This window comes from Curtobacterium sp. PhB78, assembly GCF_003751685.1.
In the GTDB taxonomy this organism is placed as follows: Bacteria; Actinomycetota; Actinomycetes; order Actinomycetales; family Microbacteriaceae; genus Curtobacterium.
This window is the reverse complement of record NZ_RKIA01000001.1, coordinates 643,345-668,607: the sequence shown is the minus strand read 5'-3', so window position 1 is coordinate 668,607 and position 25,263 is coordinate 643,345. Positions and strand designations below refer to the sequence as shown.

The following is a 25,263-nucleotide window of genomic DNA, read 5'->3' as shown; positions in this document are numbered from 1 at the left end:
AGCGGCCGCCGCCGCTCCCGCCCCAGCGGCCGCCGCCGCACCCGCCTCAGTGCTCGCCGAGCGCCCGGTCCACCGCCGCCGTGATCTCACCCTGGTCGAAGTGGTTCCGGATCACGATGACCTCGGCGTAGGTGTCGCCGATCGCCTCGACGAACTCCTGGCTGGTGAGGATCACGTTGGCGTCGTCGGACACGTCGCGCACCGAGGCCACGTCGGCTGCGACGACCGATGCCTGCAGGCCGAGGGCGGACAACGCCTTCTCGGCGTTCACCTTGAGGATCCCGCTCGAGCCGATGCCCGCGCCGCAGATGGTCACGATCTTCACGCGGACACCCCCATGATCGTGCGGACCTCGTCCGCCGTCGTCGCGTCGGCGATCCGCCCCGTGACGGCCTGGTCGTTGAACAGGTTCGCGATCTCACCGATGGACTCGAGGTGCGTGCCGACCCCGGCGACCGCGAGCCCCAGGACCACGCGGACCGGGTCGTTGTGCGGGTGGCCGAACGCGACCGGTGTCCCGAGGGTCACGACGGCGAGCCCGTCGCGCAGGACCGCGCCACCTGGTCGGGCGTGCGCGAACGCCAGACCCGGGGAGATCACGATGTACGGCCCGTGTTCCTCGACCATGCCGATCATGGCGTCCGTGTACTCGTCGGTCGCGGCTCCGGACGCGACGAGCGCGCCGCCGGCCAGGCGCATCGCGTCACGCCAGGTTGGCGCGGTGGCCCCGAGGAGCACGGCGGCGTCCGGCAGCGGCGGCAGTCCCATGCGTCAGGCCTCCGAGTACCCGGAGGTGATGGTCGCGATGATCTCCTCACGGTCCTCGAGCGGCAGGAAGGAACCGAGCGCCGCGTTGATCTGGAACGCCGCCAGGTCGTCGAGGTCGTAGCCGAACGTGCCGGCGAGCAGTGCGAGCTCCTTCGACAGCGACGTCCCGCTCATCAGGCGGTTGTCGGTGTTCACCGTGACCCGGAAGCCGAGCTGGTAGAGCACGTCGAAGGGGTGGTCGGCGAGGTCGTCACCCCAGGCCGCGATCGCACCGGTCTGCAGGTTGGAGGACGGCGAGACCTCGAGCGGGATCTCGCGGTCGCGGACCCACGACGCGACCTCGCCGAGGGAGGCCAGCGTCGAGCCGTCACCGGCGTCGGAGAGGGAGACGTCCTCGAAGATCCGGACGCCGTGCCCGAGGCGCAGCGCGCGGCCGTCGACGAGCGCGGACCGGATCGAGGCGAGTCCGTCGGCTTCGCCCGCGTGGACGGTGACGGGGAACAGCTCGGATGCGAGGTAGTCGAACGCGGCACGGTGGTTCGAGGCGGGGAACCCGGCTTCGGCACCGGCGATGTCGAAGCCGACGACCCCGTTGTCACGGTGCCGGACGGCGAGCTCGGCGATCTCGAGCGAGCGGTCGGCGTGGCGCATCGCGGTGACGAGCTGGCCGACCCGGATGCTGCCGCCCGCGGCGTCGACCGCTTCCTCGATGCCGGCCTGCACGGCCTCGACCGTCTCGTCGAGCGTCAGCCCGCCCTGCAGGTGCTGTTCCGGGGCCCATCGGACCTCGCCGTAGACGACGCCGTCGGCGACCAGGTCCTCGACGAACTCACGGGCGATGCGCGTCAGCTGCGGTGCCGTCTGCATGACCGAGGTGGTGACGTCGAACGTCTTCAGGTACTCGACGAGCGAGCCCGAGTTCGACTGGTCGGCGAACCACTGCCCGAGCTCGGACGGGTCGGTGGTCGGCAGCGTCACACCCGACGCAGCAGCCAGCTCGACGATCGTCGCGGGGCGCAGGCCGCCGTCGAGGTGGTCGTGCAGCGAGACCTTCGGCAGGTCGTTGATGACCGCCCCGGCGTCGGGCAGGCGGTAGGTCGGGGCGTCGGCGCTCATGCGACCAGGCTATCGGTGGTCACCGACCGCGCGCAGGCACCTGTGCACAACAGACCCCTGCACAGACTGGCGCATCCCACTAAACGGGATCGCGAAGCGATCCGTGGGATGCGCGGGCGAGCCTGCGAGCCCGGTCCACACGTGTGCGGAGAGCCTCCAGCCGGTCGGACGGTCGCGTTCAGCCCGCGATGCGCTCCCGCACGATCGGCCCGCGGGCCGCCACGGCTGCGTCGGACGAGCCGATCGACCACGCACCCTCGAGCGACTCGAGCGCGCGCGGGATCCGCGAGGCGTCGTCGGTGTGCAGCGTCCAGAGCGGCTGCCCCTCGGTCACGGTGTCACCGGGCTTGACGTGCAGCTCGATGCCCGCCCCGGCCTGCACCGGGTCCTGCGCGCGGGCACGACCGGCGCCGAGGCGCCAGGCCGAGACGCCGAACGGCAGGGCGTCCTGCTGCGCCAGCACACCGGACGACGGCGCCGTGACGACGTGCTGCTCGCGGGCGACCGGCAGCGCGGCGGAGGGGTCCCCACCCTGCGCGGAGATCATCCGACGCCAGGTGTCCATCGCGCGACCGTCGGCCAGCGCCGCGGCCGGATCGGCGTCCGGCATCCCGGCGAGCGTCAGCATCTCCGAGGCCAGTGCCACGGTCAGCGAGACGACGTCGGCCGGCCCGCCGCCCTCCAGCACCTCGATCGACTCCCGCACCTCGAGTGCGTTGCCGATCGTCAGGCCGAGCGGGACCTCCATGTCGGTCAGCAGCGCCGAGGTCTTCACCCCGGCGTCGTTCCCGAGGTCGACCATCGTCTGCGCGAGCTCGCGCGACGCTTCGTAGGTCGGCATGAAGGCACCGGAACCGAACTTCACGTCGAGCACGAGCGCACCGGTGCCCTCGGCGATCTTCTTCGACATGATGCTCGACGCGATGAGCGGGATGCACTCGACGGTGCCGGTGATGTCGCGCAGGGCGTACAGCTTCTTGTCGGCCGGTGCGAGACCCGAGCCGGCGGCGCAGATGACCGCACCGACGTCGGACAGGATCTCCATCATCCGGTCGTTCGACAGCGCAGCCTGCCACCCGGGGATCGACTCGAGCTTGTCGAGCGTCCCGCCGGTGTGGCCGAGGCCACGGCCGGACAGCTGCGGCACCGCGACGCCGAACGACGCCACCAGCGGTGCGAGCGGCAGCGTGATCTTGTCGCCGACCCCGCCCGTGGAGTGCTTGTCGACGGTCGTCTTGCCGAGCGACCCGAACGACATCCGCTCCCCCGACGCGATCATCGCGAGCGTGAGGTCCTTGACCTCGCGCCGCTCCATCCCGTTCAGGAAGATCGCCATCGCCATGGCGGCCATCTGCGGGTCCTCGACGTAGCCGCGCGTGTACGCGTCGACGAGCCAGTCGACCTCGGCGGTGCTCAGGGCGCCGCCGGATCGCTTCGTGCGGATGAGGTCGACGGTGTCGAACGGCTCGACGGCCATGGGGATCAGTGCTCCTGCTGGTAGGTGACGAGGGTGCGCGGCCCGAACGCGTCGGGCAGGACCTCGTCGATGGTGCGGATGCCCGAGACCGTCTCGAGGAGCATGCCCTCGGTCGAGTGCTCGAACAGCAGCTGGCGGCAGCGGCCGCACGGCATCAGGGTCGCCCCGTCGCCGTCGACGCACGTGAACGCGACGAGCTTGCCGCCGCCGGTCATGTGCAGCTGCGACACGAGCGAGCACTCCGCGCAGAGCGTCACCCCGTAGCTCGCGTTCTCGACGTTGCAGCCGGAGACGATCCGGCCGTCGTCGGTGAGCGCCGCGGCGCCCACCGGGAACGACGAGTACGGCGCGTAGGCGCGCCGCATCGCGGCCGTGGCGGCGTCCCGGAGAGCGCCCCAGTCCACGTCGTCGACCGGGAGGCCCGTGGCTGCGTCCGCCCCGTCGGCGGCGGTGTCGCCGCCTCCCGCGCGCAGGGCCGTGGCCGGGTCCGTCCAGGCGATCGCGTCGGTGGACGCGGCCGTGCCGTCGTCCGCAGCGTGCGTTTCGGTCATGTGCCGTGCCTCCTGGCCGTCAGCTCTTGATGTACGGCTTGCCGGACGCGGCGGGACCGCGCGACTGCCCGACCAGGCCGGCCACCGCGAAGATCGTCACCACGTACGGCAGCATCAGCAGGAACTCGCTCGGCACGGGCGAGTCGATCGCCCCGAGCGTGTTCTGCAGGTTCGAGGCGAAGCCGAACAGCAGCGCCGCCAGCGTGGCCTTGATCGGGTCCCAGCGACCGAAGATGACGGCGGCCAGGGCGATGTAGCCAGCGCCGGCCGTCATGTCCTTCGTGAACGGCCCGACCGCGTCGAGCGTGAAGTACGCACCACCGAGGCCGGCGATCGCGCCGGCGAGCGACACGTTCCAGAACCGGGTGCTCGTGACGTTGATGCCCACCGTGTCGGCCGCCTGCGGGTGCTCGCCGACCGCGCGGAGGCGCAGGCCCCAGCGGGTCTTGAACAGGCCGAAGGTGACGACCGCGACGGCCACGTACGCCAGGTAGACGATGACGCTCTGCTCGAAGAACACCGGACCGATGACCGGGATCTGGTGCAGCAGCGGGATCTCGAACTTCGGGAACCGGACGCCGACGTTCAGCGTGGTCTCGTTCGGGGACAGCACCTGCGAGTACAGGAAGCCGGTCAGCCCCGAGATGAGGGCGTTGATGACGACGCCGACGATAACCTGGTCGACGAGGTACTTGATGCTGAACGCGGCCAGGATGAACGAGACGAGCACACCGGCGACGAGCGCGCCGACGAGTCCGACCCACGCGGAGCCGGTGAGCGACGCGATGAGCGCCGAGGTGAACGCACCCGCGAGGAACTGGCCCTCGATGGCGATGTTGACCACGCCGACCCGCTCGGAGATGACGCCGCCGAGGGCACCGAACACGAGCGGGACGCTCAGCCCGAGTGCGCCGACCAGCAGGCCGGGCAGCGGGATCGTGGCGCCGGCCGCTGCCCACGTCAGGAAGCCGACGACGAAGACGATCGCGAAGACCGACGTGACCCAGAGCGGGACGTGCCGGTACGCGCGGACCTCGACGAAGGCGTAGACCGTGGCGATCGCGAGGAGCACGACGACGACGTAGCCGGTCGGTGCCGCCGACAGCGGGACGTTCGGCAGCGCGACGAAGTCGCCGGCGTTCGCGAGCCGGAAGGTGGTCGTGCCGACGCGGCTGAGCAGGACGAAGAACACGACCGCGAGCAGCGTGAACACGGCGTACCCGATCGGGAGCTTCCAGCTGCGGGTCGTCTCGACCGGACGGTCGGACAGGGGCGACGCGGGCGCCGCGGTGGGGCTGAGGGTGCTCACGCGGCGACCGCCTTCTTGCTGTTCTTGCTCGTCTTCGTGCGCTGGCGGGCTCCCGGCTGCGGGATCCGGAAGATCGCGCGGACGAGCGGCGGCGCCGCGATGAATAGGACGATGAGGGCCTGGATGACACCGACGATGTCGATCGGGATGCCGTTGGCGGCCTGCATGGCGTAGCCACCGTTCTTCAGCACGCCGAACAGGATCGCGGCCCAGAACACGCCCCACGGCTTCGAGCGGCCGAGCAGCGCGACGGTGATCGCGTCGAAGCCGATGCCGGCGTCGATGCCCGAGGTGAAGCCCGTCGTGACCGCACCCTGCACCTGGTAGGCACCGGCGATGCCGACGAGGGCACCGGAGATGACCATCACCCAGATCGTCAGCGCCGGCACGCTCATGCCGGCGACGCGGGCGGCACGGGGGTTCTCACCGATGGTGCGGAACCGGAAGCCGAGGGACGACTTGTTGACGAGCCACCAGACCACGACGACGGCGATGATCGCGACGATGAAGCCGAGGTCCACGCCGTACCGCACGCCGAACAGCTGCGGCAGCAGGGCGCTGTCCTTCGTGGCCGGGGAGATCGGGTTGCTGCTGCCCGGAGCCTGGAGCAGACCGGGTGTCCGGAGCAGGTAGCTGACCAGGTAGAGCGCGACGTAGTTGAGCATGATCGTGACGACCACCTCGTTCGCACCCGTGCGGGCCTTGAGGACACCGACGATCCCGCCCCAGACCGCACCGCCGACGATGCCAGCGACGATCGTGAGCGGGATGTGGATCGCGGCGGGGCCGTCGAACGAGAACCCGACCCAGCCGGCGGCCGCGGCCCCCATCAGGATCTGGCCCTGGCCGCCGATGTTGAACAGCCCGGCGCGGAAGGACAGCGCGATCCCGAGGCCGGCGACGACGAGCGGCACCGCGTAGTCGATCGACCGGGTGAGCGGGGCGATCGCCTGCTGGAAGCTGGTGGCGCCGAAGTTGACCACCGAGCCCTGGAACAGCGAGGCGTAGGCGCCGCCGACCGCGGTGCCGATGGCCTGGAGCATGTCGGCGGGACGGGCGAAGAAGTAGCCGGCCGTGGCGCGGACGTTCTCGTCGGTCAGGGCGATGAGGATGCCGCAGGCGACGAGGGCAAGGACGACCGCGAGGACCGTGACGAGCACGGAGCCGTTCAGGATGCTCTGCATCGCGGCGTGCCAGCGGTCGGTGCCGGGGGCGCCGTTGCGGCGCTCCGTGTCGTCCGCCGAGTCCGTCATCAGGTGCGGGGTCTCCGGGGCCTCCTGCAGGCGGTCGTCGGTGAGCGGGGCGTCTGCCTCGGTGCCGGCGGTGGGCTGCGTGTTGTCGGGCGTGGGGGTGGTCACGCTGCCAACTCCGTTCCGGTCGTGGATGTGGCTTGGATCTCGCCGGCCGAACCGGTCATGCGGCCAACTCCGTTCCGGTCGTGGATGTGGCTTGGATCTCGCCGGCCGAACCGGTCATGCGGCCAACTCCGTTCCTTCTGGGATCTCGCCGGCCATCATGAGGCCGAGGACGTCTCGCGGGGTGGTCGCCGGCACGATCCCGACGATGCCGCCGCGGTACATGACGGCGATGCGGTCGGCCAGTGCCACGACCTCGTCGAGCTCGGTGGAGACGACGATGACGGGCACACCGGTGTCGCGGGTGGCGACGATGCGCTTGTGCACGAACTCGATCGACCCGACGTCGATGCCGCGCGTGGGCTGCGCGGCGACGAACAGCCGGAGCTCGCGGCTGAGCTCCCGGGCGAGGACGATCTTCTGCTGGTTGCCGCCGGACAGCCGACCGGCAGCGGTCGCGCGGCCCGGCGTGCGGATGTCGAACTCGGCGATCTTCTCGTCGGCGAAGGCGTCGCGCTCGGCGGCACGGATGGTGCCGGCGCGGACGAACGCGTCGTGGTCGGACCGGTCGAGCATGAGGTTCTCCGCGATCGTGAACTCGCCGACCAGGCCGTCCTCCTTGCGGTCCTCGGGGACGAAGCCGACGCCGGCGTCGAGCACCTGCTTGACGCTGCGGCCGGTGAGCTCCTTGCCGTCCAGCGTGATGCGGCCGGCGTGGACGGGCTCGAGACCGAGGATCGCCTCGGTGAGCTCGGTCTGTCCGTTGCCCTGCACCCCGGCGATCGCCAGGACCTCGCCGCGACGGACCGAGAACGACACGTCGTCGACGAGCACGATGCCGGACGGGTCGGTGACGGTGAGGCCCTCGACGACCAGGGCGTCCTCGCCACCGGTCGACGGCGTCTTGTCGACGACGAGGGAGACGGCGCGGCCGACCATCATCGCGGCCAGCTCGTTGTTGGTCGCCGCGGGCGAGGCCTCTCCTACGACCTTGCCGAGCCGGATCACCGTGATGCGGTCGGCGACCTCGCGGACCTCGCGGAGCTTGTGGGTGATGAAGACGATCGCGGTGCCGGCCTCGCGGAGCTGCCGCATGATGCCCATCAGCTCGTCGGTCTCCTGCGGGGTGAGGACGGCCGTCGGCTCGTCGAACACCAGCACGGAGGCGTCGCGGGAGAGCGCCTTGATGATCTCCACACGCTGCTGGACGCCGACGGGCAGGTCCTCGATCTTGGCGTCGGGGTCGACGTCGAACCCGAAGCGGTCGGAGATCTCCTTGACCCGCTTGCGGGCGCCGGCCAGGTCGAGCCGGCCGCCGAAGGTGGTCTGCTCCTGACCGAGCATGACGTTCTCGGCGACGGTGAAGACGGGGACGAGCATGAAGTGCTGGTGCACCATGCCGATGCCGGCGCGCATGGCGTCACCGGGGCCGTCGAAGTCCTGGACCACGTCGTCGAGCAGGATCTCGCCCTCGTCGGCGTCGTACAGGCCGTAGAGGACGTTCATCAGGGTGGACTTGCCGGCGCCGTTCTCACCCAGGAGGCAGTGGACCTCACCCGGCTCGACGGTGAGCGAGATGTGGTCGTTGGCGACCAGGGCGCCGAACCGCTTGGTGATGCCGCGGAGTTCGAGCTTCATGTTCGGGAGTCTATTTCTGTCTCGCGCGCGCCACGCGGGCGCGCGAGAACGCGGGCGAGGGAAGATCCCCCGCCCGCGTCCATCGGGTTAGGACTGGGTCTTGACCTTGATCGAGCCGTCGATGATGCCGGCCTTGATGTCGTCCAGTTCGCCCTGCAGGCCCTTGTCGACCTTGGACTCGTAGTCGTGGAACGGCGCGATGCCGACGCCCTCGTTCTCGAGCGTGCCCACGTACGGGGTCTTCGAGAACTTCTTGTCGGCCGCCTGCTCGACGACGTCCTTCACGGCCGGGCGCATGCCCTTCTCGACCGAGGTGAAGGCGATGTCCTTGTAGCGCGGGTCGGCCTCGTAGAGGTCGCTGTCCGCACCGATCAGGACGGAGCCGTTGTCGGCGTCCTTGATGGCCTCGGCAGCCGACTGGTAGATCGGACCGCCGACGGGCAGGATCACGTCGGCGTCCTGGTCGAGGAGCGTCTGCGCGACCGACTTGGCCTGCGTGCCTGCCTCGAAGCCACCGGTGAAGGAGCCCTTGCCGGTGTCGACGTTCCAGCCCTTGACCTGGACGTCCTTGTCCTTCTGCTCGTTGTAGTACTTCACGCCGTCCGCGAAGCCGTCCATGAAGATGGTGACGGTCGGGATCTGCATGCCGCCGAAGGTGCCGACGACGCCGGTCTTCGAGTAGGACGCCGCTGCGTAGCCGGCGAGGAACGCGGCCTGCGAGGTGTCGAACGTGATCGGCTTGACGTTCTTCGCGTCGATCGAGCTGTCGTCGATGATCGCGAAGTCGGTGTCGGGGTTCGCCGCGGCCTGCTTCTTCGTGGCGTCGGCGAGGTTGAAGCCGACGGTCACGACGAGGTTGCAGTTCTGGCCGATGAGCTGCTGGATGTTCGAGTCGTAGACGGTGGCGTCCTTCGACTCGGCTTCCTTGTAGGTGGCACCGAGGTCCTTGGCGGCGTCCTTCATGCCCTCGTAGCCGAGCTGGTTGAACGACTTGTCGTCGAAGCCACCGGCGTCGGAGACCATGCAGGGGCGGAAGTCGGTCTTCTTGGCGGTCGTCGTGTCGGACGGCGCCGAGGCGCAGCCTGCGAGGACGGCGGCGGTGCCGAGGAGCGCGAAGCCGCTGAGGACGACGCGTCGGGTACGAGATGTCACGGGTGGGTTCCTCCGGGGAGCGTGCCCGGACCACGTGCGTTCCGGGCGATCGTGGCGACAGTACACGACCGCCCGGCCGGTACAGGACCCGTTCTGAGCACCGGACGGATCAGTTACGGGATCGCGACCGCGCCGAAACGCGCCCGTAACGCGGGGTCACGCTCGGACCCCCAGTTCGAGGGGGTTGTCGGTGGAGCGCTACAGGACGTCGCCGCGGCCGCTGATCTTGAGAGCATCCACGACGCCCTTGACCCGCTGCGCGTTCGCGCTGGTCGTCACGAGCAGCGCATCGGGGGTGTCCACGACGACGATGTCCTCGACCCCGATGAGCGAGATGAGCCGCTGGCTGTGCGAGATCACGATGCCGCTCGACGAGTCGGCGAGGATCCGGGCGCCGTCACCGAGCACGGCGAGGTTGTTCGGACGACCACCGGACTGCAGCTTGGCGAGCGAGGCGAAGTCGCCGACGTCGTCCCAGTCGAAGTCACCGGGCACGACCGCCATGCGTCCGGCCGCGGCAGCAGGCTCGGCGACCGTGTAGTCGATCGCGATCTTCTCGAGCGTGGGCCACACCGCGTCGACGACCGCGCCGCGGGCCGAGGTGTCCCAAGCGTCCGCCAGCTCGTTGATGCCGGCCAGCAGCGTCGGGTTGTTCCGGCCGATCTCCTCGAGCAGCACGTCGGCGCGGGCGATGAACATGCCCGCGTTCCACAGGTACGTGCCCTGTTCGATGTACGAGCGTGCGGTGTCCAGGTCGGGCTTCTCGACGAACGACCGGACGGCGTGCGCGGTCGGTGCGCCCTCGATGTCCAGGGTGTCGCCGTGCGCGTGGATGTACCCGAAGCCGATCGCGGGCTCGGTCGGCGTGATGCCGATGGTGGTGATGTACCCGGCGCGGGCGACGGCGACGGCCTCGCGCACGGAACGGCGGAAGCCGCGGGCGTCGCCGATGACGTGGTCGGCGGCGAAGGAGCCGATGACGACGTCGGGTTCGCGGCGCACGAGGATCGCCGCGGCGAGCCCGATGGCCGCCGTGGAGTCCTTCGGCTCGCTCTCGAGCACCACGTTGTGGTCCTCGACTCCCGGCAGTTGCGACTCGACGGCGACGCGGTGCGCCCGTCCGGTCACGACCATGATCCGCTGTTCGCCCGCGAGCGGGGCGAGCCGGTCCCAGGTCTGCCGGAGCAGCGAGGTGCCGGAGCCGGTCAGGTCGTGCAGGAACTTGGGTGCGTCCGCGCGCGACAGCGGCCACAGGCGCGATCCGATGCCCCCTGCGGGGATGATCGCGTAGAAGTCTTCGAGAGCGTCAGCCACGCGCTCACCGTACCGGTCCTGCCGCGCGGATCCTGGGTGGTCTCCGCACGATTCCCGCATGCGGGCTCCCGCAGGGCAGTGACGCGCGTGCGCGCGGCGACGACGTTGCGTTGTTCACCCGTCGCCTCCGCCCCGTTCACGTCGTCGGCCCCGCGGGGTCACGTCACGCCCGGAGCATGGGAAACACCATGAGCGCACGCAGCGTGGAGCGCGGCACGTCCCCCCGGACCGTCGCCGTCGTGACCGAGAGCTTCCTGCCCACCCTCAACGGCGTGACCACCAGCGTCCTGGCGGTCCTCGACCACCTGGAACGCCGAGGCCACCGCGCGGTCGTGATCGCGCCGGACACCCCGGGGCTCGCGCAGTTCCGGTCGCGCAGCAGTGTCGAGCGCTACCGCTCCTTCGACGTGCACCGGATCCCCGCCGTCGCGTACCGGCAGTTCCCCGTCGCACTCCCCCACCCCGTCCTCGACACGATCCTCGCCGCCTCCGGCGCCGACGTGCTCCACGCCGCGAGTCCGTTCCTGTTGGGTGGGCGCGCGATCACGGCAGCCGGGAGGCTCGGCATCCCTTCCGTCGCTGTCTTCCAGACCGACGTGGCCGGTTTCGCCCGCCGCAACGGCTTGACGGCGACCGTCCCGTTGGTCCGCAGGATCCTCGGCCGCATCCACGCTGGCGCCTCGCTGACGCTCGCGCCGTCGAGTGCGACCGCCGCGATGCTCGCCGAGGACGGGGTCCCCCGCGTCGCACGCTGGGGGCGCGGGGTCGACACCGAGCTCTTCCACCCGGCCCGACGGGAGTCCGCCCACGTCCGAGCGCTCCGACGCCGGATCGCGCCGCACGGCGAGACGATCGTCGGCTACGTCGGGCGACTGGCGCCGGAGAAGGAGGTCGAACGGCTCGCCGAGCTCGGCGGGATCCCCGGCATCCGCGTCGTCGTGGCCGGCGGTGGACCGTCCCGCGCGCTGCTTGAACGGCGACTGCGGCACCTCGACGTCACCTTCACCGGACCGTTGCGCGGCGACGCCCTCGCTGACGCGTACGCCTCGCTCGACCTCTTCGTGCACACCGGTCCGGCCGAGACCTTCGGGCAGACCCTCCAGGAAGCGCACGCCTCGGGGCTGCCGGTGATCGCGCCGGCGTCGGGTGGTCCGCTCGACCTCGTCGCCCCCGGACTCGACGGCGAGCTCTACGACACCGACGCACCGCAGGCCCTGCGACAGGCGGTCCTGCGGCTCCACCACGACCGCGCACTCGCGGAACGGATGGGATCGGCGGGCCGTCTCCGGGTCGAGGGCACCACGTGGGAGGCCGTCGGCGACCAGCTCCTGGGGCACCACGACACGGCCAGGAACATCGGCGCGCCGCCCGTCGGTCGGGGCCTGCGGGCCGGTCGGGACGAGAAGGTCAGCACCCGCGCATAGGATGGGACGTGTTCCACACGAACACGAACGGCAAGGGCTCGCCGATCGGGCGAGCCCGTCCTATGGAAGGACGAGCTCATGGCTGAGCCCACCGGCGGCGGTACGGCGACCGCCGTCCCCGAAGTCACGATCGAGGCGCCCCGCGCCTCTCGGAAACTCGAGGGCACGCTGTACCGCGGGTCGACCGGCATGTGGTCGTGGGTCCTGCACCGGATCACCGGTGTCGCGATCTACTTCTTCCTGCTCGTGCACATCCTCGACACGGCTCTCGTGCGCCTCTCACCCGAGGCCTACAACGCGGTCATCGGCACGTACAAGACCCCGATCATGAACCTCGGCGAGATCGCCCTGGTGATGGCCATCGTGTTCCACGCGTTCAACGGGCTCCGGATCATCCTCGTCGACTTCTGGTCCAAGGGGCCGAAGTACCAGCGGGCCATGTTCTGGGTCGTCATCGTCCTGTGGGCGATCGCGATCGCGGGCTTCCTGCCCCGCCAGCTCATGAACCTCTTCGCGGACTTCAACTAGAGGGGCACCTGATGACCACGCAGATCGTCGAATCTCCCCGTTCCGCCTCGGCCGCCCGCCGCTCCACCAACTGGGAGAAGTGGGGCTGGATCTACATGCGCGGCTCGGGCGTCCTGCTCGTCGTGCTGATCTTCGGCCACCTCTTCGTCAACATGGTGGCTGGCGAGGGCGTCAAGCAGATCGACTTCGCCTTCGTCGCCGGCAAGTGGGCCAACCCGTTCTGGCAGGTGTGGGACTCCCTCATGCTCGTCCTGGCGCTCATCCACGGCTCGAACGGCATGCGCACGATCGTCAACGACTACGTGTCGAAGCCGGGCATCCGGAAGACGCTCCTCGCCGCGATCCTCATCGCGTGCGTCGTGCTGATCGTCCTCGGCCTGCTCGTCTGCTGGACGTTCGACCCGTGCCCCGCCGGCGCAGCCGCCGCGGACCTGCCCTCCTTCTGCCCGGCGCAGTAGCACCATCCCTGCTGCCGACCGCCTTCCCACCGTCTACGGAAAGACCCCTGTGACCGAGACCACCGTGCACCACCACCAGTTCGACATCGTCATCATCGGCGCAGGAGGCGCGGGCATGCGTGCCGCGATCGAGGCCGGCCCGAAGGCGAAGACGGCCGTCATCTCGAAGCTCTACCCGACCCGCTCGCACACCGGTGCGGCGCAGGGCGGGATGGCCGCGGCCCTCGCGAACGTCGAAGAGGACTCGTGGGAGTGGCACACCTTCGACACGATCAAGGGCGGCGACTACCTGGTCGACCAGGACGCCGCCGAGATCCTGGCGAAGGAAGCCATCGATGCCGTCATCGACCTCGAGAACATGGGCCTGCCGTTCAACCGCACGCCCGAGGGCAAGATCGACCAGCGTCGCTTCGGCGGCCACACCCGCGACCACGGCAAGGCACCGGTCCGTCGCGCCTGCTACGCGGCCGACCGCACGGGCCACATGATCCTGCAGACGCTGTTCCAGAACTGCGTCAAGCTCGGCGTCGAGTTCTACAACGAGTTCTACGCGCTCGACCTCATCATGGTCGACGTCGTGGGCGAGGACGGCGTCACGCGCAAGCAGCCGGCCGGCGTCGTCGCGTTCGAGCTCGCCACGGGTGAGCTGCACGTCTTCCACGCCAAGGCGATGATCTTCGCGACCGGTGGCTTCGGCAAGATGTACAAGACCACCTCGAACGCGCACACCCTGACCGGCGACGGCGTCGGCATCGTGTGGCGCACGGGTCTGCCGCTCGAGGACATGGAGTTCTTCCAGTTCCACCCGACCGGCCTCGCGGGCCTCGGCATCCTGTTGACCGAGGGTGCTCGTGGCGAGGGTGCGATCCTGCGCAACGCCTCCGGTGAACGCTTCATGGAGCGCTACGCCCCCACCATCAAGGACCTCGCCCCACGCGACATCGTCGCCCGGTGCATGGTGCAAGAGGTGGCAGAGGGCCGCGGTGCCGGCCCGAACAAGGACTACGTCCTGCTCGACTGCACGCACCTCGGTGCCGAGGTCCTCGAGACCAAGCTCCCGGACATCACGGAGTTCGCCCGCACCTACCTCGGCGTCGACCCCGTCGTCGAGCCGGTGCCGGTGATGCCGACCGCGCACTACGCGATGGGTGGCATCCCGACGAACACCGACGCGCAGGTGCTCTACGACAACACCACCGTCGTCCCCGGCCTCTACGCCGCCGGCGAGTGCGCCTGCGTCTCGGTGCACGGCTCGAACCGTCTCGGCACGAACTCGCTCCTCGACATCAACGTCTTCGGCAAGCGCTCGGGCAACAACGCCGCCGAGTGGGTCAAGACCGCCGAGTTCCTCCCGCTGCCCGTAGACCCCGCTGCCGGCGTCCGGGCGATGCTCGACCAGCTGCGCGCCTCGACCGGCACCGAGCGCATCGCCGTCCTGCGCAAGGAGCTGCAGGACGAGATGGACAAGAACGCCCAGGTGTTCCGCACCGACGAGTCCCTCGCCCGCGTCACCGAGACCATCCACACGCTCCGGAACCGCTTCATGCAGGTCTCCGTGCAGGACAAGGGCAAGCGGTTCAACACCGACCTGCTCGAGGCCGTCGAGCTCGGGTTCCTGCTCGACCTGGCCGAGGTGGTCGTCTACTCGGCCCGCAACCGCAAGGAGAGCCGCGGCGGCCACATGCGCGACGACTACCCGAAGCGCGACGACGAGAACTACATGCAGCACACGATGGCGTACCTGACGGGCGACCCGCACTCGTCACTCGCCGACGACCACATCACGCTGGACTGGAAGCCGGTCGTCGTGACCCGGTACCAGCCGATGGAGAGGAAGTACTGAGATGACCGACACCCTGGTCTCCGACGCACCCCGGACCGACACCACCGACGCGCCTCCCGGGTCCTTCTCCGTCACGCTCATCATCCGGCGCTTCGACCCGGACGTCGACGACGAGCCGCGCTGGCAGGACTTCGACGTCATGATGCTGCCGACCGACCGCATCCTCGACGCCCTGCACAAGATCAAGTGGGACCAGGACGGCTCCCTGACGTTCCGACGTTCCTGCGCCCACGGGGTCTGCGGCTCGGACGCGATGCGCATCAACGGCCGGAACCGGCTGGCGTGCAAGACCCTGATCAAGGACCTCGACGTCTCGAAGCCGATCTACGTCGAGGCGATCAAGGGCCTGCCGCTCGAGAAGGACCTCGTCGTCGACATGGAGCCCTTCTTCAAGTCCTTCCGCGAGGTCCAGCCGTTCCTGCAGCCGAAGACGGCGCCCACCCCGGGCAAGGAGCGCATCCAGTCGGTGGCCGACCGCGCACGCTTCGACGACACCACGAAGTGCATCCTCTGCGCTGCGTGCACCTCGTCGTGCCCGGTGTTCTGGACCGACGGGCAGTACTTCGGCCCGGCCGCGATCGTGAACGCGCACCGCTTCATCTTCGACTCGCGTGACGACGCCGCCGAGGTCCGCCTCGACATCCTCAACGACAAGGAAGGGGTCTGGCGCTGCCGCACCACCTTCAACTGCACCGACGCCTGCCCCCGTGGCATCCAGGTGACGAAGGCGATCTCCGAGGTCAAGCAGGCCGTCATGCGGGGCCGCGCCTGACACTCGGGGTCGTCCAAGACTCGACATCGACTCCACCGATAGGCTCCGCTCCATGACGTTCGCGGCCACCCGCCCCATCCTCGACCAGCTCGGCTACACGATCCGCTACGTGCAGCTCCCCGGAGAGACCCTGCACGAGCCGCCGGTCGAGGGTGCGCTCCGCGTTGTCCCGGCCGAGGCGTCCGACGAGTTCGCGCTCGAGGTCGTCGACTACGGCACGGCTCGTCGCCTCGCCACCGCGCGCGGTGAGGAGGACGCGGTCGAGATGCTCCGTCGGTTCCTGAACCGGCCGTTCCCGGCTCCGCGCGACATCGCCCGGCACGAGCTCGACGGGCTCCGTGACCGTGCGGCGTCGACGTACCCACAGCTGGCACAGCAGGTGTCGCAGGCCGGCGAACAGGGGCTGACCATCCAGATCCCCGCGGGCGTCCCCGTCGACCGCATCGGTGGTCCGGACGGCTACCTGCTGCACCCGCTCGACACCCCGCTGCCGAGCCGGTCGCTGCCGCCGCACGTCGCCGGCGTCCCGGAGACCCACCGCTACCTGGTCGAGCGCCCGTTCATGGTGAACGTCCGCTTCGTGCAGCCGTGGTTCGAGCAGCCGGGCGGTGCGCTCCGCTTCCAGATCGCCGATCCCACGGTCACCGTGCGCGACCTCGTCGTCGACGGTGCGCTGGCTCGACTCCGCGTGGTCTGACCCCGCGCACGACGCAGATCGGCCCGCACCGCGCTTTCGCGCAGTGCGGGCCGATTGCCGTTGTGTGGAGTTACGCCTGGTCGGGGCGGTCGTACTGCGCACCAGCCGGGTTCGGCGGCAGGCAGCCGAACACGATCGCGGCGATGCCGACGAACATCCCGATGAGCCAGAGCGGACCGGCGAGGTTCGCGTCGTGCACGCGGCGCCACCCCAGTGCGATGTTCGGGATGAGGGTCGCGAGCCACCACAGGCCGTACAGGACGAGCAGGATGAAGATCCACGCCGGGGGTGCACCCTCGGTCTGGGTGTAGCCGTACTCGTCGGTGGTCGAGGCCGAGACGCTCCACGAGATGATGCCGGCGATGAACCCGCCGTACAGAACGAGGGTCACGATCGCGTTCGCCAGGATCCAGTACCAGTACTCACTGCGGCTGGCGCGCCCGTCGAACCGGGCGTACTTCTTGAAGAAGCGCGTGAAGGCGTCGAGGAAGCCGGCACCGTAGAAGGGTGCCCACAGCGGCGGAGCTCCGTCGGGCCCGACCGGGATCGGCGGACCGGCCTGCGGGTACGGGTCGGCGTACTGCTGGCCGTACCCGGGCTGCTGGCCGTACTGGGCAGGCTGCTGGCCGTACTGGGGCTGCTGACCGTACGGACCAGGCTGCTGTCCGTAGGGTCCGGGCTGCTGCCCGTAGGCACCAGGCTGCTGCCCGTACCCCGGCTGCTGTTGCCCAGGGTCAGGCTGCCCCGACGGCTGGTCGCCGCCGGGCTGGCCCCACTGCGGTGTGTCGTTGCTCATCGAGCGCCGGTCGGTCGGTCGTAGCGCTCGCCCTGCGGGTTCGAGGGCAGCAGGCCGAACACGATGCCGACGATGCCGACGAAGATCGCGATGATCCACAGGGCACCGGGCAGGTTCGCGTCGTGCAGGCGTCGCCAGCCGAGGGCGAGCGTCGGGATGATGATCGCGAGACCCCAGAGTCCGAGCAGGATGCCGGCGATCACGAAGAGCGCGGACGGGCTGGTCACCGTCGACTGCACGCTCGCCGAGGTCGCGGTCGACATCGACACCGTCGAGCGCTCCGACGTGGCGAAGCCGATGCCGTACAGGATGCCGAGGACGATGCCGACGATCGCGTTCGCCAGGTACCACCACCAGAACTCGCTGCGGCTCGCGCGGCCGCTGAAGGTCGCGTACTTCTTGAAGAAGCGTCCGACGGCCTTGCCGAAGGAGATCCCGTACCAGGGGGCCCAGATCGGCGGCTCGCCGTTCGGGCCGGTCGCCGGCTGCTGGCCGTACTGCGGCGTTCCGTTGTACGGGTTCGGCTGGCCGCCCGGCTGCTGGCCGGACGGGTTCTGCGGGTACTGGTCACTCACGGTGTCCCCCTCGATCGTTGGCTGGTAGTCGGATCCGAGTCAACCAGAACCGTCGTGCGGCCGTCGCTCGCTACCCGCGGTGGGGTTCGTCGTACCGCTGTCCCTGCGGGTTCGACCCCATCAGACCGACGATCAGCGAGAACAGGACGCCGAGCGGCGGGATGATGAAGAGGAAGGCGAAGTACCCGCTCAGGTTCACGTCGTGCAGTCGTCGCACCGTCAGGGCGATGAAGCCGAGAGCACAGGCCAGGGCCCAGAGCCCGCTCAACCCGTTCGACGCGTCGTCGAAGAACGGCAGCACGTTGAAGAACCCGCCGACGATACCGGTGGCCGCCGAGCCGATGACGTACCAGAGGGCCCAGAACCAGAACTCCGACTGGCTCGCGCGGCCGTCGAACCGGACGTACTTCTTCCAGAACCGCGGGAACGCCTGCACGAACGGGATCCCGTACCAGGGCGCCCACAGCGGGGGCTGGCGCGCGCCGGTCGGCTGCTGGCCGTACGGTCCGGGCTGCTGTCCGTACGGTCCGGGCTGCTGGCCGTACGGTCCGGGCTGCTGGCCGTACGGTCCGGGCTGCTGGCCGTACGGTCCGGGCTGCTGGCCGTACGGGTTCCGCGGCGGGTACTGGTCACTCACTGGTTCGTTCCTTCCGAGGCCGACTGCGATCACCGTCGAGTCTGGCAGCGGCGGCGGCAGGACGCGTCCCCCCAGCGGAGGACAGCGCAGCGACTGCGCTGGGACAGCGCTCCGACCGGCGCTTCGACCGACTCAGGGCACCAGCGCCAGCTTGCCGCCGGGGTGCCCGGACTCCAGCAGCTCCGCGGCCGCCTTCGCCTCGGCGAGCGGGAACGTCCGCGCCACCGGGACCTCGAGCTGTCCAGCCCCGGCCAGGTCGATCAGTCGCTGTCGCACCGAGTCGCGGAACGCCTTGCTCGCTGGCTGCGCCCCACCGACGGCGGCGAACCCCGCCTCGGCGGCGCGCGCCTGCGCGGCGATCGTGACGATCCGGTCGCGGTCCGCGACCACCGCGAGCGAGACGTCGACGGCCTCGTCGGTGCCCACGCAGTCCAGTGCCACGTCGATGCCGGAGGGGGCGAGCGACCGGACCCGTGCCTCCAGGCCGTCGCCGTACGCGACCCACTCGCCGCCGAAGCGTCGCACGACGTCCGCACCCCGCTCGGAGGCGGTGCCGATGACGCGCGCGCCGAGCAGGCGGAGCTGCTGCAGCAGGCTGACGCCGACTGCTCCGGAGGCACCGTGCACCAGCACGGTGTCGCGGCCCGCGGCACGGGTGACGCGCAGCATGTCGGCTGCGGTGGTGCCCGCGAGCAACAGGTTCGCCGCCTCGGGGAAGCCGAGCCCGACGGGCTTCGCGAAGACGTCCGCGGCCGGGACGGTGAGGGACGACGTCCAACCGCCGGCGACCCGGAACGCCAGGACCTCGTCGCCGACCGCTCCCCCGCCGGACGCGATGGTGGTGTCCGGTCCGAGGGCGGTGAGCACGCCGGCGACCTCGTAGCCGATGGGCACCGGCAGGTCGGCCGGGTCGCCCTGCCGCGTGTGCTTCGTGTCGGCGGGGTTCATGCCGGCGGCGCGGACCGCGATGGTGACCTCACCGGGTCCGGGTGCGGCGACCTCGGTGTCCACGAACTCGAGGACCTCGCTGCCGCCGAACCGCGGTGCCACCCAGTGCTTCGTCATGCGGCCGACGCTACGCCCCGATCCGCCGGCGGTGTGCGCGGAGAGTCCGTGCACGGAGCACCATCACGGCGATGCCGCCGAGCAGCATCGCGCCTGCCGCGGTGAGCGGGATCGTCGGGTCGCTGCCGGTGAAGGCCAGTTCCGTCGTGCCGCCGCCGGTGTCGCCTCCTCCGATGACCGGGACCGCGGGTGCTGTCGACGTGGGAGCGGTGGGCACGGGAGCCGAAGCGGTCGGCGTCGCCGTGGGCGTCGGTGCCGGCGCACGGACGGTCACCACGTAGGTCTCGGTGTCCGGCGGTGCGGTGCCGTTGTCGACCGTGATCGTCACCGTCGTGGTGCCGGGCGTGGTCGGTGTGCCGGAGATGACACCCGTGTCCGGGTTGATCGTGAGTCCCGGCGGCAGGGTCCCGCCGTCGGAGTACGTCGGTGCCGGGTTGCCCGTCGCGGTGACGGGGAACGAGTACGGCGTGCCGGCGGTGGCGTCGGTCGGCGTGCCCGAGGTGATCGTCGGTGCGACGCTCTCGGACGGCGTTCCGGCAGCCGGGCAGTTCGTCGGCCGGGTGATGGTGTTGTCGTCGAGCGTCACCGCTGCGTTCCGGGCGAGCAGTCGGCCCACGACCGTCGCACCCGTCGTGGCGGTCACGGACTGGTCGGCGAGGACGGTGCCCTGGAACTGGGCGGCGCTGCCGATGGTCGCTGAGCTGCCGACCTGCCAGAACACGTTGCACGAACTCGCGCCACCGGTGATGACGATCCTCGTGCCGGACCCGATGGTCAGGGTCGACGCGGCCTGGAACACCCAGACGGAGTCCGCGCTGCCGGCCAGGGTGAGCTGGCCGGTGTTCGCGAGCTGCAGCGTGTCGCCGTTGTAGACGCCCGGGCTGAGGCTGAGCCCGTTGAGCTCCTGGAGGCCGGTCTGCGTCGGCGTCAGCGAAGCGGCCACGTTGTAGGCGGTCGTGGTGTCCGACTGGGCCTGCGCGGCCGCCGCGTCGGTCTGGTGCACGGTGCCGTTCACGGTCCCGTTGCCGGTGCCGCCGAAGCCGGTGATCGAGGTACCGGGCGAGACGCCGAGGTCACCGTTGACCACGGTCGGCCCGGTGTTCGTCACGGTCTGCGCGCCGAGGACGCCGTAGCTCGCTGCGGTCCCGAGACCGACGGGGCCGTCGATGATGGTGGCGGCGGACGCGGCCGAGGAGGCGCCGAGGGCGAGCGCTGCGGCCAACCCGATCCCGGTGCTGACGACGATGAGCGGACGGAGGATGGGCGTTCTGGCCACGGAGGCCCCTGCCTGAGATGGCGAAGAGCCGATCGGGCATCGGAGACACCCGGCGTTCACCGTGTCCCGAGTGTGTCCGGATCGCATGTGTTCCGAGGTCTTGACTCCCAGGTTCGCCCGGATCAGCCGATACCGGACAGGACCCGTCCGTTCCGGTCGACGACGGCTGTTCGGTATCGTCCTCACATGCCGCGCGCCGCGATCGTCGTCAACCCGTCCAAGGTCGACCTGCGGGTGCTCCGCAACACCGTCGCGGCTGAGGAGGATCGGACCGGTTGGGCTCCCACGACCTGGTTCGAGACCGCGGCGTCCGACGACGGCCGTGCCGCTGCGGTCGACGCACTCGCCACCGCGCCGGACGTCGTCCTGGTCGTCGGCGGCGACGGCACGCTGCGCGTCGCAGCCGAGGTGCTGCACGGCTCCGGCGTGCCCCTCGCCGTGCTCCCCGTCGGCACCGGGAACCTGTACGCCAGGAACCTGCGCATCCCGCTGAACGACGTCGCCGGCTCGGTCCGTACCGCCTTCACCGGGACGGATCGACGGGTCGACCTCGCGTTCGCCGAGCTCACCGACCCGCAGGGCACGACGACGCGCCACGCCTTCCTGGTGATGGCGGGCATCGGCCTCGACGCGAACATGGCGGCCAACACCAACGCACGCCTGAAGAAGCGGTTCAGGTGGCTCGCGTACTCCGACCCGATCATGCGGTCCGTCATCGGCAACCGGCAGATCGACCTGCGGTACCGCCTCGACGACGGTGACACCCGGACGATGCGGGCGCACACCGTCATCGTCGGCAACTGCGGCACCCTGACCGCCGGCGTCCTGCTGCTGCCCGCCGCGAAGCCGGACGACGGGGTGCTCGACGCGGTCGCGTTCCGCCCCGGTCGGACGGTCGGCTGGGCCGGCGTCGGCTACGGCCTGTCGCTGAACCGCTTCTTCCACCGGACCGGCTTCGGTCGCTTCCTGTCGTGGCTCATCCCGGCCACCCGGACGCTGCGGTACACGAGCGCACGGGTCCTCGACCTCGAGCTGGACCAGCCCGAACAGGTCCAGCTCGACGGCGACCCGTTCGGCACCGTGGTGGCGGTGCGGCTGACGGTGGACCACGGCGGGCTCACCATCCGGGTGGGGCCGTCGCGGTGACCACGTGAAGACGGGAGGCCCGGCGCCAGCTGGCACCGGGCCTCCCGTCATCACCGGGCCACGTCGAGGGCGTCAGCCGCGCGCGACACGCACCCGGTCCGCGAACGCTGCGTGCAGCGGGTGCTCCGCGGCGAGGCCGGTGATCTGCGTCACCACGTCGGCATCGGACGCGTCCGAGGCCAGGAGCGCCTGCAGCTCGACGCTCTGCTCGTCGTCGGCGACGTCGAAGCGGAGCGCCGCGCCCATCGCGTCGAGCAGTGCGGTCGGCTCGGTGCCGTCCTCGGCCAGCGCCGCGGCGGGCGAGACGAAGCGCTCGTCACGCGACAGCTTGCGGAGCGGCTGCCGGCCGACGCGTGTCACCGTGTCGGGCAGGTGCGGGTTCTCGAACCGGGCGATGATCGCCTGGACGTAGGCGCGGTGCACCTCGGGGTCGAGTTCGTGGCGGCGGACGAGCAGGTCGCTCGTCTCGGCGAGGACGGACTCGAGCTCGGAACGCACCGCGGGGATCGCGATGGCGTCGGAGATCTTGTCGGCCCCGGCGACGAAGCCGTGGTACGCGACGGTGGCGTGCCCGGTGTTCACCGTGAAGAGCTTGCGCTCGATCGAGGCGGCGAGGCCGTCGACGTAGTGCGCGCCGGGGATCTCCGGCTCGTTGCCGCCGAACGGCGTGCGGTCGATGGCCCACTCGAAGTAGGTCTCGACGGTGACGTCGAGGCCGGCGCCCTCGGGCTGGGCCGGCACGATGCGGTCGACGGCGGTGTTCGCGAAGACGGCCTTCGCGAGTGCCGCGTCACGGCCCTCGGCCGGGAGCGCGTCGACGATGAACTCGCGCAGACGGTCCGTGGCGTTCAGGGCGTTCTCGCACGCCATCACGGCGATGGGCGCAGCGTCCGCGTCGCGCTGCTGCAGCGCCCGCGCGATCACCGGGGCGATGAACTTCAGGACGTTCGGGCCCACCGCGCAGGTGACGATCGCGGCAGTGGCGATCTCGGCGACGACGCCGTCCTCGTCCTGCGCGCTGTTCAGGGCGCGGAAGTTCGTGACCTCGTGGTCCTGCGCTCCGGTGCCGACCTCGTGCACGGTGTACGAGTCGGCGGCGGCGAGGGCGTCGATGAGCGGCGCGGCGACGTCGGCGAAGACGACCTCGTAGCCCGCTTCGTGCAGGAGCAGGCCGACGAAGCCGCGGCCGATGTTGCCGGCACCGAAGTGGACGGCGGTGCCCCGGTCGGCGGTGCTCACTCGTTGACCTCGCCGAGGATCGACAGGATCGCGCTGGTGTCGGCCGCGTCGGTGAGCTTCTGGACCTCGTCCTCGTCGGAGAACACGATCGCGATCTTGGACAGGATGTCGAGGTGCTCGTTGTTCACGCCGGCGATGCCGACGACGAAGCGCACGGGGTTGCCGTCCCAGTCGATCGGGCTGGCGTACCGGATGAACGACAGCGCGGACGACTTGATGGCGTCCTTCGCGTCGTTCGTGCCGTGCGGGATGGCGAGGAAGTTGCCCATGTACGTGGACACGCTCTTCTCACGCTCGAGCATCGCCGGGTAGTAGTCAGCGGTGACCGCGCCCGCAGCTTCGAGGATCTCGGCTGCCTCCTTCATCGCCTCCGACTTGGTCGGCGCGGTGTCCTCGGTGTGGATCCGGATCTGGCTCTCCTGCAGGACGGGCATCGTGGTTCTCCTTGGTGTTCGAGGACGTGACGGAGGGGACGGGGATGTCCCCGTCCCCTCCGATACTGCACTTCGTTACTGGTGGTGGCGTTACTGGTTCTTGAGCTGGTCGACGACCTGGTCGTACTGCGGCGCGTTCATGAAGTTGCCGACCGACACGTGCTGCGCGTTCGGGTTCTTCTGCTTGGCGCGGTCCGTCAGTTCTTCCTGCGTGATGATCAGGTCCTCGTCACCGGACAGGTTCGCGATCGCCTTGTTGGTGACCGTGACCCCTTCGATGCCCGCCTTCTTGATCTTGTTGCGCAGGACGCTGGCGCCCATGGCGCTCGACCCCATGCCGGCGTCGCAGGCGAACACGAGGTTCTGGACCTTCGTCGCGGTGGCGGTGGTGCCGGCAGCGGCTGCCTCTTCCGAGTTGGCCGGGGCGGTGCCGCCGAAGAGCCCTGCGGTCGCGGCGTTCGCGTCGCGGCCCTTGGTGGCCTGCATCTTGTCGAACGCTGCGGTCATGTCGCCGCCGCCGTTGGCGAGGTCGCGCTTGCGGCTGGCCAGCAGGAAGAACGACGCGACCGCGAAGGTGACCGCTGCGGACAGGATGACCGACAGGATGACGCCGACGTAGCTGTCCTTCGCCGTCGCCGTCAGCACGGCGAAGATCGATCCGGGCGAAGCCGGGGCGACCAGGCCGGAGCCGAACAGGACGTTCGTGCCGACGCCCGTCGCACCACCGAGGATGACGGCGATGAACAGGACCGGCTTCTGCAGCACGTACGGGAAGTAGATCTCGTGGATGCCACCGAAGAACTGGATGAGGATCGCACCGGGAGCGGTCGAGCGGGCGATGCCGACACCGAAGAAGGTGAAGGCGAGCAGGATGCCCAGACCGGGGCCGGGGTTCGCCTCGAGCAGGAACAGGATCGACTTGCCGGAGTCCTGCACCTGCTGGGCGCCGAGCTGGTCGAGCACACCGTGGTTGATGGCGTTGTTCAGGAAGAACACCTTGGCCGGCTCGATGATGACGCTGGCGAGCGGCAGCAGCGAGTGCTGGACGAGGAAGTTCACCGCGTCACCGAGGCCCTCGGCGATGAGCTTGAACAGCGGGGCGAGCCAGAAGAACCCGACCATCGCCAGCCCGAAGCCGAGGATGCCGGCCGCGTAGTTGTTGACGAGCATCTCGAAGCCCGGCTTGATCTTGCCGTCCCAGATCTTGTCGATCTGCTTGATGAGGTACGCGCCGAGCGGCCCGCAGATCATCGCGCCGAGGATCATGATCGTGCCGTTGGCGCCGAGGATGACGCCCATCGCCATGATCGAGCCGACGACGGCGCCGCGGGTCTCGTAGATCATCCGGCCGCCCTGGAAGGCGATCGCGAGCGGGATCAGGTACGTCAGGATCGGGCCGACGAGACCGATGTTGGCCACACCGTCCGTCTCGCCGAACCCGCCGAGGATCCCGACGGGGGTCCACCCGGTCTCGATGAAGAAGGCGGTGATCAGGCCCCACGCGATGAAGATCGCGATGTTGGGCATGACCATGCCGGAGAGGAACGTGCCGAACTTCTGAACGGCGACGCGTGCGCCGCCCCGCGACTTCGCGGGTGCGTCGGGCGCTGCAACGGACGACGTTGTCATGTGCGGTGACTTTCTGTGTGGTGGAGCTGCTGCTGGTGCGGACGGGGTGTTGGGGATGGTGCGG

General features: G+C 70.0%; 25 protein-coding genes. 7 read left to right on the top strand and 18 right to left on the bottom strand.

The features are described from left to right. Window positions 1-46: 46 nt before the first annotated feature. The 10 genes from EDF53_RS03310 to EDF53_RS03265 form a co-directional block, all read right to left on the bottom strand. Window positions 47-325 carry a PTS sugar transporter subunit IIB gene (locus EDF53_RS03310; RefSeq protein WP_123292189.1) on the bottom strand — a complete coding sequence of 93 codons (279 nt, stop codon included), beginning with the start codon at window positions 323-325 and terminating at the stop codon, window positions 47-49. Further along, window positions 322-768, bottom strand: a complete 447-nt coding sequence (locus EDF53_RS03305) for a PTS sugar transporter subunit IIA (protein ID WP_123292188.1) — start codon at window positions 766-768, stop codon at window positions 322-324. Before EDF53_RS03305 ends, EDF53_RS03310 begins: the two co-directional genes overlap by 4 nt. 3 nt (window positions 769-771) lie before the next feature. Continuing rightward, window positions 772-1,884, bottom strand: a complete 1,113-nt coding sequence (locus EDF53_RS03300) for an adenosine deaminase (RefSeq protein ID WP_123292187.1) — start codon at window positions 1,882-1,884, stop codon at window positions 772-774. Window positions 1,885-2,062: 178 nt separating this feature from the next. Further along, window positions 2,063-3,361 (bottom strand): thymidine phosphorylase, encoded by a 1,299-nt coding sequence (locus EDF53_RS03295; RefSeq protein WP_123292186.1) that lies wholly within the window; start codon window positions 3,359-3,361, stop codon window positions 2,063-2,065. 5 nt (window positions 3,362-3,366) lie between these two features. Further along, window positions 3,367-3,765, bottom strand: coding sequence for a cytidine deaminase (locus EDF53_RS03290; RefSeq protein WP_123292351.1), 399 nt, complete (start codon window positions 3,763-3,765; stop codon window positions 3,367-3,369). A 166-nt stretch (window positions 3,766-3,931) separates the two neighbouring features. Next, a complete protein-coding gene (locus EDF53_RS03285) occupies window positions 3,932-5,221 on the bottom strand; it encodes an ABC transporter permease (RefSeq protein ID WP_123292185.1) in 1,290 nt (429 codons plus the stop codon). Continuing rightward, a complete protein-coding gene (locus tag EDF53_RS03280; RefSeq protein WP_185020921.1) occupies window positions 5,218-6,579 on the bottom strand; it encodes an ABC transporter permease in 1,362 nt (453 codons plus the stop codon). Before EDF53_RS03280 ends, EDF53_RS03285 begins: the two co-directional genes overlap by 4 nt. Before the next feature lie 114 nt (window positions 6,580-6,693). Next, window positions 6,694-8,214 (bottom strand): ABC transporter ATP-binding protein, encoded by a 1,521-nt coding sequence (locus tag EDF53_RS03275; RefSeq protein WP_123292184.1) that lies wholly within the window; start codon window positions 8,212-8,214, stop codon window positions 6,694-6,696. A gap of 87 nt (window positions 8,215-8,301) precedes the next feature. Then, window positions 8,302-9,366 carry a BMP family protein gene (locus EDF53_RS03270; RefSeq protein WP_123292183.1) on the bottom strand — a complete coding sequence of 355 codons (1,065 nt, stop codon included), beginning with the start codon at window positions 9,364-9,366 and terminating at the stop codon, window positions 8,302-8,304. A 198-nt stretch (window positions 9,367-9,564) separates the two neighbouring features. After that, window positions 9,565-10,680 carry a mannose-1-phosphate guanylyltransferase gene (locus EDF53_RS03265; RefSeq protein ID WP_123292182.1) on the bottom strand — a complete coding sequence of 372 codons (1,116 nt, stop codon included), beginning with the start codon at window positions 10,678-10,680 and terminating at the stop codon, window positions 9,565-9,567. A gap of 188 nt (window positions 10,681-10,868) precedes the next feature. Here EDF53_RS03265 and EDF53_RS03260 point away from each other — a divergent pair, with 188 nt between their 5' ends. From EDF53_RS03260 to EDF53_RS03235, 6 genes are all read left to right on the top strand, one after another. After that, window positions 10,869-12,104 carry a glycosyltransferase family 1 protein gene (locus EDF53_RS03260; protein WP_235035928.1) on the top strand — a complete coding sequence of 412 codons (1,236 nt, stop codon included), beginning with the start codon at window positions 10,869-10,871 and terminating at the stop codon, window positions 12,102-12,104. A 78-nt stretch (window positions 12,105-12,182) separates the two neighbouring features. Further along, window positions 12,183-12,632, top strand: a complete 450-nt coding sequence (gene sdhC, locus EDF53_RS03255; protein WP_123292180.1) for a succinate dehydrogenase, cytochrome b556 subunit — start codon at window positions 12,183-12,185, stop codon at window positions 12,630-12,632. Window positions 12,633-12,643: 11 nt separating this feature from the next. Then, window positions 12,644-13,090 (top strand): succinate dehydrogenase, hydrophobic membrane anchor protein, encoded by a 447-nt coding sequence (sdhD, locus tag EDF53_RS03250; RefSeq protein WP_123292179.1) that lies wholly within the window; start codon window positions 12,644-12,646, stop codon window positions 13,088-13,090. Between the two features lie 49 nt (window positions 13,091-13,139). Then, on the top strand, window positions 13,140-14,933 hold the full coding sequence (gene sdhA, locus EDF53_RS03245; RefSeq protein ID WP_123292178.1) for a succinate dehydrogenase flavoprotein subunit: 1,794 nt from the start codon (window positions 13,140-13,142) through the stop codon (window positions 14,931-14,933). Window position 14,934: 1 nt separating this feature from the next. Further along, entirely contained in the window at window positions 14,935-15,705 is a 771-nt protein-coding gene (locus EDF53_RS03240) for a succinate dehydrogenase iron-sulfur subunit (RefSeq protein ID WP_123292177.1), read from the top strand. A 52-nt stretch (window positions 15,706-15,757) separates the two neighbouring features. Then, the gene (locus EDF53_RS03235; RefSeq protein WP_111086631.1) at window positions 15,758-16,402 is read left to right on the top strand and encodes a TNT domain-containing protein; all 645 of its coding nucleotides are present in this window, start codon (window positions 15,758-15,760) and stop codon (window positions 16,400-16,402) included. Window positions 16,403-16,472: 70 nt separating this feature from the next. On the opposite strand, the gene EDF53_RS03230 is transcribed toward EDF53_RS03235, so the two are convergent. The 5 genes from EDF53_RS03230 to EDF53_RS03210 form a co-directional block, all read right to left on the bottom strand. Continuing rightward, window positions 16,473-17,198 (bottom strand): DUF805 domain-containing protein, encoded by a 726-nt coding sequence (locus tag EDF53_RS03230; protein WP_185020920.1) that lies wholly within the window; start codon window positions 17,196-17,198, stop codon window positions 16,473-16,475. Further along, window positions 17,195-17,773, bottom strand: coding sequence for a DUF805 domain-containing protein (locus tag EDF53_RS03225; RefSeq protein ID WP_123292176.1), 579 nt, complete (start codon window positions 17,771-17,773; stop codon window positions 17,195-17,197). Before EDF53_RS03225 ends, EDF53_RS03230 begins: the two co-directional genes overlap by 4 nt. Window positions 17,774-17,843: 70 nt before the next feature. Then, window positions 17,844-18,410 (bottom strand): DUF805 domain-containing protein, encoded by a 567-nt coding sequence (locus EDF53_RS03220; protein ID WP_123292175.1) that lies wholly within the window; start codon window positions 18,408-18,410, stop codon window positions 17,844-17,846. A 132-nt stretch (window positions 18,411-18,542) separates the two neighbouring features. Further along, window positions 18,543-19,475 (bottom strand): NADP-dependent oxidoreductase, encoded by a 933-nt coding sequence (locus EDF53_RS03215; protein ID WP_123292349.1) that lies wholly within the window; start codon window positions 19,473-19,475, stop codon window positions 18,543-18,545. Window positions 19,476-19,485: 10 nt separating this feature from the next. Continuing rightward, on the bottom strand, window positions 19,486-20,751 hold the full coding sequence (locus EDF53_RS03210; protein WP_185020919.1) for an ice-binding family protein: 1,266 nt from the start codon (window positions 20,749-20,751) through the stop codon (window positions 19,486-19,488). A gap of 186 nt (window positions 20,752-20,937) precedes the next feature. Here EDF53_RS03210 and EDF53_RS03205 point away from each other — a divergent pair, with 186 nt between their 5' ends. Next, window positions 20,938-21,897 carry a diacylglycerol kinase family protein gene (locus tag EDF53_RS03205; protein WP_123292173.1) on the top strand — a complete coding sequence of 320 codons (960 nt, stop codon included), beginning with the start codon at window positions 20,938-20,940 and terminating at the stop codon, window positions 21,895-21,897. Between the two features lie 72 nt (window positions 21,898-21,969). Here the strand turns inward: EDF53_RS03205 and EDF53_RS03200 are convergent, their stop codons facing one another. The 3 genes from EDF53_RS03200 to EDF53_RS03190 all read right to left on the bottom strand — a co-directional run bounded on the left by EDF53_RS03200 (window position 21,970) and on the right by EDF53_RS03190 (window position 25,199). Next, the gene (locus tag EDF53_RS03200; RefSeq protein ID WP_123292172.1) at window positions 21,970-23,136 is read right to left on the bottom strand and encodes a mannitol-1-phosphate 5-dehydrogenase; all 1,167 of its coding nucleotides are present in this window, start codon (window positions 23,134-23,136) and stop codon (window positions 21,970-21,972) included. Continuing rightward, window positions 23,133-23,570 carry a PTS sugar transporter subunit IIA gene (locus EDF53_RS03195; protein WP_027466426.1) on the bottom strand — a complete coding sequence of 146 codons (438 nt, stop codon included), beginning with the start codon at window positions 23,568-23,570 and terminating at the stop codon, window positions 23,133-23,135. The genes EDF53_RS03200 and EDF53_RS03195 overlap by 4 nt, the downstream gene beginning before the upstream one ends. 90 nt (window positions 23,571-23,660) lie before the next feature. Beyond that, the gene (locus tag EDF53_RS03190) at window positions 23,661-25,199 is read right to left on the bottom strand and encodes a PTS mannitol transporter subunit IICB (RefSeq protein ID WP_165903544.1); all 1,539 of its coding nucleotides are present in this window, start codon (window positions 25,197-25,199) and stop codon (window positions 23,661-23,663) included. Window positions 25,200-25,263: the final 64 nt, after the last annotated feature.